At 44.8% G+C, this 14,872-nt stretch carries 13 protein-coding genes and 1 pseudogene; 7 read left to right on the forward strand and 7 right to left on the reverse strand.

The features are described from left to right. Positions 1-126: 126 nt before the first annotated feature. The 4 genes from A6049_RS14665 to A6049_RS14680 all read left to right on the forward strand — a co-directional run bounded on the left by A6049_RS14665 (position 127) and on the right by A6049_RS14680 (position 3,736). Positions 127-1,053, forward strand: coding sequence for an NADP-dependent oxidoreductase (locus A6049_RS14665; RefSeq protein ID WP_063565514.1), 927 nt, complete (start codon positions 127-129; stop codon positions 1,051-1,053). Positions 1,054-1,348: 295 nt separating this feature from the next. Beyond that, positions 1,349-1,900, forward strand: a complete 552-nt coding sequence (locus tag A6049_RS14670; protein WP_063565371.1) for a GNAT family N-acetyltransferase — start codon at positions 1,349-1,351, stop codon at positions 1,898-1,900. A 386-nt stretch (positions 1,901-2,286) separates the two neighbouring features. Then, positions 2,287-2,916 (forward strand): type 1 glutamine amidotransferase family protein, encoded by a 630-nt coding sequence (locus A6049_RS14675; RefSeq protein ID WP_063565372.1) that lies wholly within the window; start codon positions 2,287-2,289, stop codon positions 2,914-2,916. An 82-nt stretch (positions 2,917-2,998) separates the two neighbouring features. Next, a complete protein-coding gene (locus A6049_RS14680; RefSeq protein ID WP_063565373.1) occupies positions 2,999-3,736 on the forward strand; it encodes a cyclase family protein in 738 nt (245 codons plus the stop codon). Between the two features lie 130 nt (positions 3,737-3,866). On the opposite strand, the gene A6049_RS14685 is transcribed toward A6049_RS14680, so the two are convergent. Continuing rightward, positions 3,867-4,067, reverse strand: coding sequence for a hypothetical protein (locus tag A6049_RS14685; RefSeq protein ID WP_063565515.1), 201 nt, complete (start codon positions 4,065-4,067; stop codon positions 3,867-3,869). Positions 4,068-4,253: 186 nt separating this feature from the next. Here A6049_RS14685 and A6049_RS14690 point away from each other — a divergent pair, with 186 nt between their 5' ends. Continuing rightward, on the forward strand, positions 4,254-4,745 hold the full coding sequence (locus tag A6049_RS14690; RefSeq protein ID WP_063565374.1) for a hypothetical protein: 492 nt from the start codon (positions 4,254-4,256) through the stop codon (positions 4,743-4,745). A 77-nt stretch (positions 4,746-4,822) separates the two neighbouring features. On the opposite strand, the gene A6049_RS14695 is transcribed toward A6049_RS14690, so the two are convergent. The 3 genes from A6049_RS14695 to A6049_RS14705 form a co-directional block, all read right to left on the reverse strand. Next, positions 4,823-6,649 carry an ABC transporter substrate-binding protein gene (locus A6049_RS14695; RefSeq protein WP_063565375.1) on the reverse strand — a complete coding sequence of 609 codons (1,827 nt, stop codon included), beginning with the start codon at positions 6,647-6,649 and terminating at the stop codon, positions 4,823-4,825. 65 nt (positions 6,650-6,714) lie between these two features. Next, complete coding sequence (locus A6049_RS14700; RefSeq protein ID WP_063565376.1) at positions 6,715-8,229, reverse strand: ABC transporter permease; 1,515 nt, start codon at positions 8,227-8,229, stop codon at positions 6,715-6,717. 12 nt (positions 8,230-8,241) lie between these two features. Next, on the reverse strand, positions 8,242-9,660 hold the full coding sequence (locus tag A6049_RS14705; RefSeq protein ID WP_063565516.1) for an ABC transporter permease subunit: 1,419 nt from the start codon (positions 9,658-9,660) through the stop codon (positions 8,242-8,244). A gap of 170 nt (positions 9,661-9,830) precedes the next feature. Between A6049_RS14705 and A6049_RS34405 the strand changes: the two genes are divergently transcribed. Further along, a complete protein-coding gene (locus A6049_RS34405; protein ID WP_063565377.1) occupies positions 9,831-11,582 on the forward strand; it encodes an ABC transporter ATP-binding protein in 1,752 nt (583 codons plus the stop codon). 106 nt (positions 11,583-11,688) lie between these two features. On the opposite strand, the gene A6049_RS14715 is transcribed toward A6049_RS34405, so the two are convergent. The 3 genes and pseudogenes from A6049_RS14715 to A6049_RS14725 form a co-directional block, all read right to left on the reverse strand. Beyond that, a complete protein-coding gene (locus A6049_RS14715) occupies positions 11,689-12,477 on the reverse strand; it encodes a hypothetical protein (RefSeq protein ID WP_063565378.1) in 789 nt (262 codons plus the stop codon). Between the two features lie 113 nt (positions 12,478-12,590). After that, a complete protein-coding gene (locus A6049_RS14720) occupies positions 12,591-13,349 on the reverse strand; it encodes a LuxR C-terminal-related transcriptional regulator (RefSeq protein ID WP_063565379.1) in 759 nt (252 codons plus the stop codon). A gap of 18 nt (positions 13,350-13,367) precedes the next feature. Further along, a pseudogene (locus tag A6049_RS14725) lies at positions 13,368-14,432 on the reverse strand (suppressor of fused domain protein). Between the two features lie 148 nt (positions 14,433-14,580). Between A6049_RS14725 and A6049_RS14730 the strand changes: the two are divergent. Next, positions 14,581-14,871: a hypothetical protein gene (locus A6049_RS14730; protein WP_079696310.1), complete on the forward strand. Its 291-nt coding sequence runs from the start codon at positions 14,581-14,583 to the stop codon at positions 14,869-14,871. Position 14,872 lies beyond the last annotated feature (1 nt).

The raw sequence follows: 14,872 nt of genomic DNA on the forward strand, positions 1-14,872 counted from the left end.
GTTCCTAATCGGGATTGTGAACCCAAACCTGCTGCGAATTCATGAATATAGGTCAAGTGAACGTTCGGGAAGGGTAATGAAGAAGGAGAGCATAACGATAATGCTATGGAAAGGCTGGGATCTCTAATGAAAGCAATTGTGATTGAAAAGTTCGGTGGAGCGGAACAATTGAAGGAAAAGGAAATGCCGAAGCCGGCATGTGGAGTGAACCAGGTGCTAATCCGCATTCATGCTACTTCTGTAAACCCGGTGGATTTTAAAGTCAGACAAGGCCATATGAAAGAGGCAGCAGATTCTTTCCCACTAATATTGGGCGGGGATGTGGCCGGGACAGTGACTGAAGCGGGTTCCAATGTCACTAGGTTCAGAGCGGGCGATCGCGTATTTGCCCGTCCTCGTCATTTCGGGACCTATGCAGAATATGTGGCTGTGGATGCGGACATCATTGCCCGTATCCCGGAAAATCTAAGCTTCGAGGAAGCAGCTGCCATACCGCTAGCAGCCATGACGGCCTGGCAGGCACTTGTTGACCATGGACGGCTTGCCAAAGGGCAGAAGGTTCTCATTCACGCCGGAGCAGGTGGTGTAGGAACCTTTGCTATTCAGATTGCCAAATATCTTGGCGCTGAAGTGGCTTCCACGGCGAGTGAATCGAATGAGGAATTGCTTCGTTCGCTGGGAGTGGACCATTTTATCAATTATAAAAAAGAAGATTTCTCGGAGATTCTCTCCGGGTATGATGTCGTGCTGGACACGATGGGTGGCGATATTCAACGTGATAGCTTCAAGGTATTAAAGCCAGGTGGGCATCTGGTATCACTTGTGGAACAACCGGATGAAACGCTGGCTAAGGAAGCTGGTGTAACCGCCAACGTGTTCATGATGGAACCCAAAGGGGACCAACTCGATCAGTTGGCTGAGCTCGCTGCTGAGGGCAAGCTGAGACCCATCATTGATGAGACATACCCCTTGAGTGAACAAGGACTGCGTGAAGCGCACGAAAAAAGCGAAACCCATCATACACGCGGGAAACTGGTCATTCGAGTAGAGTAGTTGAGAATTACCATTAGTTGTTTAAGTTAGATTTTTGTTTGGCGTACACCTCCTAAAATTGACATTGGACATAACCTTATGGGAAGCCGGTGATATTTTAGGAGGTGTATTTTTTATGCGGAAAAGACCGAATAATATAATTTGAAATAATGGAATATTACGGTATATACTTGATGTAAGTGTTGAAAGGAATGAGAACGATGTAGTCTATGAAGACTTAGATCCCAAGGCCAGATCTCCGCCTTAATTCAGATATGAGTGAGGTAGGAGTAAATAAACCTTAGGAGGATCTATAATGGAAAATAATATTTGGACAGGTCATAAAGTTAAATTACGTGCAATTCTCCCAACTGATTGGGATAAGTTCCACAATAATGATTCTGATTCTGACTGTGCTAGACTTTGCGATGTAATAAATTTCCCAAGATCGGAAGATGGTACAAAAGCTTGGGCTGAACACCAGGCATCCCGTGGTCCTGATGGGGATAAAATTATGCTCGCGGTCGAGACTTTAGATGAAGTATTAGTGGGAAGTATAAGTTCGAATAACTGTGATACCCGCAATGGAACTTTTACGTACGGTGTTGCTATCTTTAGAGAATTCTGGCGAAATGGTTATGCTTCAGAAGCTATAAAGATATTGTTGCGATATTACTTTAAGGAATTACGCTATCAGAAAGTTACCGCACATGTTTATGCTTTTAATGAAGGTTCATTAGAACTTCATGAGCGTCTTGGATTTGTCCAAGAAGGGAAACTCAGAGATATGGTATTCACTAATGGACAGCATTACGATGAGTATCTCTATGGTATGACTAAAAGTGAATACTTGAAAATGAAGATATGAGAGTAGGCTACCCTAGTGGTAGCCTTTTTTCGAATAACGGTAAACGAAAAATTTAACTCTGAGGCGAGATGTAGGCGGAATGATTTCTTTAGTTGGGGCTCCGATTTGTTGATGTTCATTTTCAAATACCAATCTCAGAACATGATCCTCTAAAAGCGGTCTCTTATATAGCATAAGAGACTTCGATGAAAGTGATATTTCTGCTAAAAGAAGCAATTTATTCTTATGTAGCCTATTTACCTTTTACCATACGGAAAATCTGTTCCAGTCATTAAACCCACGATATGAGCTATTTGATTATTATCAAATTCAAAAAAACTTTACTGACGGAAGATGTCAGTAAAGTTTTTTTATAATAGGCTTATCGACTAGAAGGGGAGTGCATTATGCATACAAAAAAAGCATATCTTTATGTATTTGATACGATGTCAGACTGGGAGGTAGGTTATTTAATTGCTGAATTAAACTCGGGAAGGTATTTTAAGAAAGGGCTGGCGGCGATAGAGGTGGTTGCTGTTGGCGTTGATAAAAGTCCGGTGACTACCATGGGGGGATTGGAAATATTACCTCGCATTTCAGTTGATGAGTGTATGTTGGAAAGTACGGATGTATTGATTCTTCCAGGCGGAAATACTTGGATGGAATCCATTCACGAGCCTATATTGAAAAAAGCTTCGACATTTTTGGAAAAAGGTCATGTTGTTGCGGCAATATGTGGTGCAACCGTTGGACTTGCGAGGGTGGGATTGCTAGACTCCAGAAGGCATACAAGCAACGATCTGGAATATTTGAAAATGATTTGTCCTCATTACATTGGAGAAAAATGCTATGAAATGGTACCGGCCGTAACGGATGGCAATTTAGTTACTGCATCGGGCATAGCTCCTTTGGAATTTGCGATGCATGTATTGAAGGTGCTCGATGTATTTACACCGGAGACTTTAGATTCGTGGTTCAATCTATATCAGACTCATGAACCAAAATACTTCTTCGAGTTAATGAATTCTATCAAATAGCTGACATTTCAATATTTTCGCATGGAGTGGAATAAGATATAATAGTAACAATTTATTCCATTCTATGTATGAGGTGATTCGGATGTCCAATGAGCTCATTCAAGCGATTCAATTATTAAAAGAAAAGAAGTGGGTGGATCTGACCCATACGTTTGGACCGGAATCTCCACATTTCTCAGCTTTTGATGCGGCAAAATTCGATACGTTGTTTAATCACGACCAAGGTTTCTTTGCCCAAAGTTTCAGGTTTCCCGGTCAATATGGTACGCATCTCGATGCACCGATCCATTTTGTGCGTGATACCCGTTATCTCGATGAATTGGGGTTGAAGGAACTTGTGCTACCGCTGGTGGTCATTGATCAATCTGTGGCTGTAGAGAGCAATCCGGATTTCACGCTGGATGTCGAGCATATTCTTGAGTTTGAAAAAGAGCATGGCGTTATTGAAGCTGGCAGCTTTGTAGCACTGCGTACCGATTGGAGCAAACGCTGGCCCAGTCATGAAGCATTCGACAACAAAGATGCTGAGGGACACAGTCATGCACCCGGATGGTCAGTCAGTGCGCTAATGTTTTTATTCGAGGAAAGAAAAATACAGGCGATCGGCCATGAGACCTTCGACACTGATTCAGCTGTAGACTATCAAAAGAACGGGGCACTTCTGGCAGAATATTATGTACTTGCCCAGGATACATATCAGGTAGAGCTGTTAACGAATCTGGATCAGGTACCAGCCAAAGGTGCCGTGATCTTCAATATCGTACCCAAGGCCGAAAAGGCGTCCGGCTTTCCAGTGCGCTCGTTTGCCATTTTACCGTAAAACAAAGTTGAACATAGGTATAATGCAAAGGACTCACACACAGTTCTTTCCGAATGATTCACCAACGGCATTTGTGCAAACTGCTCATATAAATAATAAAGGAGGCGTAGTACGCCTCCTTTTTATGTGGTTACTTTTGATCCGAAGAGGGATCCTGATTGAATCGTTGTGAAATTTTTTTCTCTGTCTTCTTACGCCGAACCCAGCGCTTGAATATACTTTCTTCTTTTCTTCCCTGCAGTGTTTCCTTCATGCCTTGGATCATAAATTCGGATCTTCGTCTGTCATCCCGACTAATCTCGCGTAGTTCCTTAATAAATTTGTCGTCCATATCTGCCTCTCGCTCATTAAGTATATCTCTATTATACCGAACGTACGTTCTTTTATCAAGTTTTACCATAATCGAATTTTTGGGGACGATTTTAGTGAGAAAGAGCACAGGATTCAGCCCTTTCCATATGTGAAAATGGAATAGAACGTTCAGTATATCTGTATAACAATGTCTGGAGGGTGAGGGATGAGGACTAGTGATGATGGAATAAAGCGTGAATGTGTACCTGAAAGATCGTGGGCGCTCATTATGATGCAGGGGTTACTGGGCATTGGTGCGATGGTTGGAGGGGGAGCACTCATTATCGATCCTTCGGGAAATCTCGTCCATATGCCGGATTCATTATTGGAGCATTCCCCTTTTGGCAGTTTTCTGATCCCGGGAATTATACTATTGTTGGTTCTTGGTGTTATGCCGATGATCATTGCCATTTTACTCCTTCGTCGCACTCACTGGGAAATAGGTGAGAAACTGAATCTCTACTCGAATCAATACTGGGGATGGACGTTCTCGTTATATACGGGATTTGCTCTGATCATCTGGATTATGGTGCAGGTATACTGGATCCAGCATATATCTGTTATCCATCTGATCTATTTTGCCTGGGGAGTGGGAATCCAAATCGTCACTCTGCTTCCTGACGTACAGCGAAGGTATCAGGCAGACTGCTCATCATAATATATTCTTTCTATAAAATAATACGGCTGTCATCCGGATCTTGGAGTGATCCGGGTGACAGCCGTTTATCTTAATTGTTACTTGGAAGCCTGGTAGGCGCTCAAGAATTCTTTTACTTTTGCCGGATCGGACTTCAATTCATTCCCGGTCTGCACGAGTGGACTTACTGTAGAGTATGCCTTAAGTTTATTGTTTTTGTAGAACTGCAAAATGTCATCCTGATTGATGGAGTAGAGCACGGATTTTCTCAGATCACTGCTCTTGGCAACTTCCCGATTGGCTGTGTTGAACAGCAGATAGGAAACCGCATTGCTCGGAATACTCTGCAATTGCAACTTGCTGTCATTTTTGATGATGTCATACTTTGTTTCGGATACTCCGTAGTACAGGTGGATTTCACTGCTGCGAAGAGCAGACAACGCACTGTCGGCATCAGAGATGAATCGAACATTCACCTGAGAGATTTTGGGTGCATACTCAGAGCCTTTGCGGTATCCGGGATTCTGATAGAATACACCTTCGTAATCATTTTTATATGCCAAGATATATGGGCCGCTGGCATACAGGGTGTTGTTGTACGCAGCACCTTCAGTCACGGTATTCTGATCGCCGTAAGGAATGTCTTTATTCACGTCAAACGAAGCTACATCATACGTATTGATGCTTTCGACCTGTTTTTTGGACACAATGCCAGCAGATTGGTGAGCCAGATAGTTCAATACTTGCGGGAAAGGTTCCGTTGTTGTGAGTTTCACAACCTGATACTTTCCGGCAGCGTTATCGGCTTTGTTTTTGTCCGTAACCAGTTCCGTAATTTTCGTGCCAAGCCCTTGTTCCAATGCGTCTTTAACCGTACCACTGCCACTAGATTGCTGAACGGATTCCAATGCGCCCAGATCGGTTACTAACTCGGCTTCCTTGATATGTTCGTGAAGGCTGTATGTCCGGTGATCTGGTACGGAATCTTTGTTTTTGGCGCGATCGAGAGAGAAGATGACGTCATCTGCACCGACACGTTCTCCCGTATCTACCGCTTTTTTATTATCAATCTTGGCAAAGTTGATATCGTCTCTGAGAATGAAGTAATACTCCGAGTTACCCTCAGCAATACTGAAATTGTGGGAGAGGGAACCCTCTGGTGTAAGTTGATCGTCATCTGTCAGGTTCACGAGACGTACATACATGTTGGTGTTCAGTTGGTTGATGGAACCGTCATTTCCTTTGATCGGGTCAAGGGAAGTCAGGACGGAAGCGGTTTGTGTCAGAATTAATGGTTCTTTTGTATTTTTGGAGCTGTCTTTGAATTCAATCGGTTCCCATGCCATGGCGCGGGATTTAGACAAGCGAACGGTGTCTACATTGAGAATGTCTTTGTTCACAGCCTGACTTTTCAGGGAAATGTACAGCGGAGCGATATAGGCTTGATCGGTTACCAAGCGGTCCTCCAATTGTTTATACGTATCCTTGTATTCGTCCGGCGTCTGGGTAGCAGCCTGGTCAATAAGTTTATCGATTTCTTCATCAGCCAGAATGCTGTAATCTCCGCCTGTTTTGAAGAGTGAACGAACTGCGTAATCCGGATTCCCGGTTACCGTTGTCCAGCTGGACAGCGCAATGTCATAATTGCCAGCATCCTGCTGGGATTTGTAGCTGCCGTAATCCGGCTGCAGGTTCAGCTTAACATTGAAGCCATTCTTGGTAAGCTGGTCGCGGATAATGTTCACGTCATTTTCGGAGGAGCTCTGAGCCAGTAATTCGATGTCCACCGGTTTTTGGTTTTGCGTGTTTTCTGTTGTATCTGACGGTGCGGATTCTGACTGGGATTCCGTCTTGGTCTTCACACTGCAACCGGAGACCACAAGGACAAAAGTTAATAGTAGTGCTATCAGCATACGTTTTTTCATGAAAATACCTCCAGATAAGTTCATAATCATTGGAATTCAATTTGAGTTGAATATTGTAGAAGTGGTTAAGCCTTTTCCAGCTTTGGATCAAGCGCATCACGTAGTCCGTCACCCAGAAAGTTGAACGAGAGCACGAGCAGAATGATCGCAAGACCTGGATAGATGGCCAGATACGAATGGGTTTCCAGATACGTGCTGCCCAGCTTGAGAATGTTGCCCCACTCGGGAATATGCGGCTCCACGCCGAGCCCCAAATAACTCAGACTGCTGGTGGCAATGACGGCTCCGCCGATCGTAAGTGTAGACTTGATAATCATGGGTGCGAGCGAGTTCGGAATAATATGTTTGAAAATAATCGAGCGATTGTTGTAACCCAGTGCACGTGCAGCTTCAACAAATTCAAAAGTAGATACATAGAGCACACTAGCCCTCATGGTTCGTGCATAAGTTGGGATCGAACCCAAGCTGAGTGCCAGAATAAGATTGACTGTGTTGGCCCCGAACGCCGCAATGATGGCGATAGCGAGCAGAATACCCGGAATAGCATAGAGAATATCCAGCAGTCGCATGATGATATTGTCCGTGTGTCTCCCATAGAATCCCGAGAAGGCTCCGAGAATACCGCCTATCAGTACTGGAATCAGGGTTGACATGAAGCCTACGATTAATGATATACGGGCGCCAAATACAATCCGGGAAAATAAACATCGTCCAAAGTCATCCGTTCCCAAGGGATAGGCGAGCGATGGGGACTGAAGCAAGGCCGAGTAGTTATTTTCTACAGCCATGCTGTAATCAAAAGTAAAGAAGCTGCAAATCGATATCGAGAACAGGAAAATGATAAAAAACAAACCGGACATTGCCGTGACATTCGGAGCAAGACGCTCCCACAGATCATTCCAGAAGTTGGATTTTTGTTTACCCTGTCTGCGGATTCGTCCAATGATGGAGATACCCAGCAGCAGTGCGAATACATTCCCTGTGACCGAAGTCAGAATCAAGATCACGCTCACGCCCAGCATCCAGCGTGGGATGATCGAGGCTGACGTATACCGGGATACGATAAACAGCACCACCAGATCGATGCCAAGTACAAGTACGAGCACAGCCATGGCTGGCAAAAACGTATCCGCAACATATGGTTTAAACATATTGAGTGCCGAGACCCCAATAACGAACAGCTGGGTCAGCAGCATATACACCGCAAATGTATACTCAATGCTTTTTGTTTTCTTGATCAGATGAAAAGCGGCCGTAACGATAAAGATATTGCCTGAAATGATACCCAACAGCTGGACCCAGGCAAGTCTGCGAGTCAGCACAGAGATTGTCCCCTTCTGAATCAGGTCTCTCCGAATTCGGAGCGTCAGTACACTCTGGACCAGCGTGAAAAATAGGTAGATTCCGAGCGCAGTCAGCAGAAATGGTCTGAACTCCTGAAGGCTCCAGTCATAACTGTTGAACAACAGTAACACCGACAAGAGAAGGGAAGTGACCCAGGCGAAGCTCGCCTGACTGTACTCCTGTGAAGACTTAAGCCGAAAACGCATTTCTTGTGTAAGTGAACCCGATTTTGTCATAGTGCACCTGCTTTAATATTGTTTCATCTTGGAACGAACCCTGGGATCGACAAAAGCGTACAACAGATCTACCACAACATTGATGATGGAGATTGTAATCGCTGTGTATATGACCCCGCCCATAATGCTCGGAATATCAGGGATAAACTGTTTATCCACAATGTAGCTGCCAAGTCCGCTGATATTAAATACTTTCTCCGTTACAGCCGCCCCGCCAAGCATGCCTCCGAACTGAAGACCTACAACGGTTACGATTGGAATTAGCGCATTGCGCACCGCATGTTTCAGCAGAACCTGTCGTTCGCTTAATCCTTTGGCACGAGCAGTCACCACGTAATCCTCATGAATAACTTCCAGTGTGGAAGACCGAGTCATACGGGCCACCGCAGCAGTTAATCCCGTTCCCAGAACAATCGTTGGCATAATAATAGATAGCCAGTTCTGTGGATTGAAGGTAGCCGGAAGCCACTGCAGTTTGATCGAAAAATTCAGGATGAAGATGAGTCCTTGCCAGAAATTCGGAATCGATAATCCAATTAATGCAATAAACATGAATGTGTAATCAAACAGTGAATTGGGCTTGATCGCCGAGATGATGCCGATTGGCAATGCAATGACAAGGGCAAGCAGCAAGGAGATAACGGCCAATGTTAACGTGATTGGAAACTTTCTTGCGATCGTAGCCGTGACATCTTCATTCCCTGAAAAAGACTTGCCGAGATCAAATAGCGCTATGCCCTTGATATTGTTCCAGAGCTGGACAAGATAGGGCTGATCCAGGCCATAGACATGGTTAAAAGCTGCGATCTGTTCCTGTGTCGCTGTCTCTCCGAGAATGTTGGCCGCCGGATTGAATGGGGACAGGTACAAGATGGTGAATACAAGTGTAGCTACGCCCAGAATGACGAATACCGTCATCAGAATTCTTTCGAATATGTACTTTAGATAAGGATTGCCATACAAAAACATCATGGCGTACATCAGACAGCCCGGAATAACTGATATCGCAAGGAACCAAGGTTTATCAATCATCGATTGGAATGTATCAGCCATCGTCAGTCGCTGTTTTCCCTGTTCTTGAAGCTTGCTGAACGTTCGTTCCTTTAACTCCTTCTGAACGGATTCCTCCAGCCACTCCTCGGTCTGACGCTTAAACTCTGCCTCACTAACTTGCTGCCGAAAGAAACGGTGTTTACGCCTCAACTGTTCTTCAACGTCCGTCCGAAGTTTATCCCGATAAGAAGTGGAGAGCATATCGCGTTCAACAGCTTGTTGAACCACGGCCCAGCCATCCCTTTTTCGTCTAGATTGCCAGATCAGAAGCACAACCAAATTAACGGGCAGTCCAAGAATAAATAGAACATATCGATAGGAGGGATGAAGCAGCATTTTGCCATAATTAAATCCCAAGGTGTAAACAAGCTGTGACATTTTGCTGCCTTTTGCAAGATTCAAACCATGCGAGCCTCCTTTCATCTTATTTTAAATTGCATTATTCCGATTGATATAGTATATATTATTTAGAGTCTATTTAATTGTCAAGGTATGGAAGAGTATACATATGAGCACATGTGAAAATATGGATGAGGGCTGGTGATCACATGCAACCTTTGTTGAAAGTAAATGAGTTGTCCGTTTCTTTTCATTCCGGAGAGAGTGAATTTCAGGCGGTGAAAGAAGTCAGTTTTGAAGTGCGGAAAGGGGAAACACTTGGCATCGTAGGGGAATCCGGCAGTGGCAAGAGTGTAACGGCACGTTCCATTATGCGGCTGCTTGCCTCGCCTCCTTCGCAGATGAAAAAGGGTGAGATTCTGTTTAAAGGGGTAGACCTGGTCCATAAAACGCAAAAAGAGATGGAGAGTATCCGTGGCCGTGACATCGGCATGATCTTTCAGGACCCTATGAGCTCGCTTAATCCGACTGTGAAAATCGGAAAACAGATCACCGAAAGTCTGATTAAACATCAGAAGCTTTCCAGAGGGGAAGCGAAGAAGCAGGCGATTGCCATGCTGGAGCTCGTTGGTATTACCCGGAGTGAAATACGTTTCAACCAGTACCCACATGAATTCTCCGGAGGTATGCGTCAGCGGGTGATGATCGCTATTGCTCTTGCTTGCCGTCCTGAATTGCTGATTGCGGATGAACCTACAACTGCGCTTGATGTTACTATTCAGGCCCAAATCCTTAATTTGATGAAAGATATGCAGGCACAGCTGGGCACTTCCATTATTCTGATTACCCATGATCTCGGAGTAGTGGCAGGCATGTGTGATCGGGTTGTAGTCATGAAAGACGGGCAGATTGTGGAATCCGGCACAACCACAGAGATTTTTGCGAATCCGAAACATCCATACACAGCAAGACTGTTGAATGCATTACCTCGACTGGATGAGAAGAAAAAGCCAAAACTCGTCTCGTTGGTGCCACGCGATCTGGAAGATGATCAGCCTTTACTGGAAGTGAAGTCCCTCAAACAACATTTTAATTTGGGTAAAGGCAACACTTTAAAAGCTGTGAACGATATCAGTTTCGAGATTCGCCAAGGGGAGACGCTTGGGGTCGTAGGCGAATCGGGCAGCGGGAAATCGACTACAGGCAGAGCCATTCTACGACTGCATGAACCTACAGGTGGGGATGTGCTGTTTAAGGGAGTGCCGCTCAACCGCCTCTCTGCCTCAGAGATGAAAACGATGAGGAGACATATGCAAATTATTTTCCAGGATCCGTATGCCTCGCTTAATCCGAAATTTAGAATTATGGACATTATTGGGGAAGCCTTGGATATTCACCATCTTGCCGGCAGCCCCGCTGAGCGGGAAAAACGTGTGGAGGAATTGCTGGAGATGGTGGATCTCGATCCGGCTCATGCTCAGCGATACCCTCATGAATTTTCGGGTGGTCAACGGCAGCGGATCGGAATCGCTCGTGCGCTGGCCGTGGAACCTGAATTTATTGTATGTGACGAGCCTTTGTCTGCGTTGGATGTGTCCATTCAGGCTCAGATCGTACAGCTGCTTGAAGAATTGCAGCAGCGACTCGGTCTGACATACCTGTTCATTGCACATGATTTGTCCATGGTTAAACATATCAGTGATCGTGTAGCTGTCATGTATAATGGGAAGATTGTGGAGTTAGCAGAAAGTGAAGAACTATATTCGAACCCTCAGCATGCGTACACAAAGGCCTTGTTATCGGCTATTCCGGTTCCGGACCCGGCTGTGGAAGCGAAGAAAAAACGTCATGCTGTAAACGAAGCCCCAAGAGAGACGGTAGAAGTGGAAGATCGCTATAATCTGGAACAGTCCCGATGGGTGGAAGTAAAAGAGGGACATTGGGTGGCCATTTCCGGATAAGGTGAAACATTCATTTTTACTCGAAAAAGAACCCCGGCAATGATCTGTAGAAGGTCATTGCGCGGGGTTCTATTCATGCACAGCAAGCACTGTGACAGTGAGTGTATTATTTGAACTGCACGGATTTCTTAATGTTATCGATCTCGGCCTTTGTAGTATCATCCAAATAGGTGAAGATGAAGTTGAATGCATAACCTTCAATAATGGTGCTGTAGTAATCTTGCGTAATGGTTGAACCATTACCCGCATCCATCGTAATTTGCATCAGATCCATCTCTTTGCCACCGATGGTTTCGGTTGTGAATTCCTTGTATTCATAAGGGAACTGGCTGTCCTCCATGAATTTCTTCGTTGCTTTCAGATAATCTTTACCGGTACGAATTCCTTGCAGCAGGCTTACTTTTTCAGCAATCGCCATGGCGGAAGGGCCAACTTGACTTCCGTCCAATGGATATTGTGAAGCCATCAACAGGTTCAGTGTTTTGGCCTGAGATAGTTCAATTTGTTTTTTCTTCGTTTCATCATCTCCAGCAATAACTTCGGAGGAAGCGTTAGTCAGCTCGTTCATGCCTGCGGCATCCTGGAACTCCCAAGCTTCGGGGAATTTCAACGAAACACCGAAATAGTCATTGTTGTAAGAGCCTTTTTCCGTAGTTCCCAATTCAACGTCTTTGGAGTTATCTGTTTCCTTGGACTCGGAAGTGGATGCTTCGGAGCTCTCCGTGTTCTCCGTATCTTCTGTCTTGGCTGTGTCTGTATCTGTGCCGGCAGTGGTTTCTGTTGCAGTGGATTCCTTCGATTTGGCGTTGTTATCCGCTTTGTCGCCGCAGGCTGCAGCAACCAACAGAATCATAATTAACATGGCAAACAATGAAGCTTTTTTTGGATTAGACATATTACCCTCCTGAAAATGTGTGTGTGTTCTTGTTCTCTCTCTAATTCATGTGTACCTAAAATCTTAGCACAGATGTTCGTGTTGACCACCTATAGGAATCTATAGGTGTACCTTTATAGATAAGACAGACGGCTGGCAATTGAAACAGCTTCCGTGCTGGATTGTACACCTAATTTGTTAAAAATCACTTTTTTATGGTGATTTACGGTGCATTCCTTTATTTTCAATTTCAAAGCAATGGCTTTAACCGTCAGTCCGTTAGAGATCATTTTCAGAATGGTTAACTGTCGCTTGGTGAATTCAATCGATGGCTGCTCTGTTACCGACGAGGCAAGGTTAGATTGATACCGATTTTGCATATGGGCCGGGATCAGCTTGGCGATTGCAATCAGCTCACTCTGGATGTCTGCATTAATGGTGGAGACGTCCAGGTAGCCAACATGTTGAAGACCGACCGACAAAGGTGCAGCGTAGCAATGCCAGTTCTGAAAAAGTGGATTCTCATGCTGCTCAGGGGACAGCTGAACAGGCCCGTGTTTATCCATAGATTCGGATATGGCATTGACGCCACAGCTTCTAGCTGTAAAGATCATACCCGGGCGGATGGGTGACTGTTTCACCACCTGTTCCAAATCAGGGCTATAATCCATGGCAAGCAGAACTCCATGCCCGTCGGTGAGCAGAAAGAGATACGTGCTGGATAGGTTTTCTTTGATATCCGAGAGACTCTGCTGGAAGGCGTTAATCAGAAAATGATTGATTTTGCGAATCCTGTCCAGATTGGTTTTAGTTAAATATTGAATATGTGCCATACCGTGAGTATAATTTTCGCTCTCGGACCAGCTCTTCCGTAAGGAAGATGTTCTTGACATATGGTTACCTCCTTGTGATCAACCGATGGTTTCGATCACATGACCATCCTGATCGGTAATTTCAGTGCGGGCAATTCGAAAGAGAACGCCGGGCAGTGAAGCAATTTCAAATGTTTGCTCGACTGGGCGAAGGTTTGCAACTAACTCCGATACGGTTTGTTCATGCACAATTACCTTAATCTGGTTGCCATCCTCAGAAAATGAAGGTGTCCCCCCGGCTTCGAACGTAATGTTCACTCCTGATCCGATTAGGGACAGTGGAGCGCCTTTTGAAAAGCGGCTACGTAGTATTTTTCCGATAATTTGGGCTTGTTTTGCTCCGATCTGGAGTTCAGCGGGTACACTTTATTGCAGTATTCTCTTGCGTGGAGATGTCCAGGCCAGTTGTTGTATGAATAAAAATGCTGTACTGGAACCTTCCTCTTCAATCCCGCGCTCAACAGCCTGTATCACTGAGGGGATATCCAAATATGAATTTCTCATGAGATCCGTAACGTATTTTGGCATGAATTCAACAAAGGCTGCTAACAATCCGCGGGTGTTCCATGTTTGCATCGTTTCGAGTTCCAGACCGGTGATTCCCACCATCTGAATGAATTTCACCGTTCCATTGGGTGTGGAGATCTCTGTCAGATCAGGATCTTCAATAAAAGAAAGTGCGGTTAGTAATGTATCTGAGCCGAGACAAATGGGGCCATTTGCATCCATGTAATCTCCTGCATGAAATACGTTTCCGCTAGTAAAAACATATCGTCCAACGTTCTGTAATAGATTCAGAGCCCAAGACGGGGGTGTGGACTCACCCTCACTCCGGGTAAGCCGAAACGTCATTTCAAATCCATAACCGCTATGCTCGAGATCTTCCGATTCCTTCTCATACAGTTCTGAAAAACCATAGGTAATGAAATGCCAGTGAGGTATGGGGGCATCCACTTTGTATACGCTAATTCCATTTAGCGGATCAGGTCCACCGAGCATATAAGGAATGGCTGTACCATAGTGAAGTGGTTCCTGATCTCCATATAACTTACCAACTGCTATATCAATGGCATCCCAACCGGATGTGTTTGCTTCTTCAGTCATTGTTGTGTTCCTCCTTGGCTATCCATTTTCCCGAAAAACATTTAAAATTAAGTCTACCTTTTTCAAAATCGGTTTCAAGCGGCTTAAGGATGAATTGCTTATCGTAGGACTTGGGGGTTACGATGTCTATTTCAGGGAGGGAATTTACATGAGTATGAAAGAGTTATATCTGGCGGAATTTAATCAAGGCAGTTGGGACTCATTTGTGCAACTCTTTGAAAAATCATATTTACATGTGGACCCAAAATGGGCTGAATGTGCAGAGCAGCGAGGGATTCCGGCAGATATTAGCAAGGTTATATTATGTGAAATGGGTGAATATGCGCTAAGATGGATAGACATGAAAGTTCCTGCATTGGGCGACGAAAGTCCTGCCAGCTACCTCGAATACGGGGATACAAATGCCCTAAGAGCAGCGATTATGCGAATGCCTCGATAAC

The organism is Paenibacillus sp. O199, assembly GCF_001636635.1.
GTDB lineage: Bacteria > Bacillota > Bacilli > Paenibacillales > Paenibacillaceae > Paenibacillus > Paenibacillus marchantiae.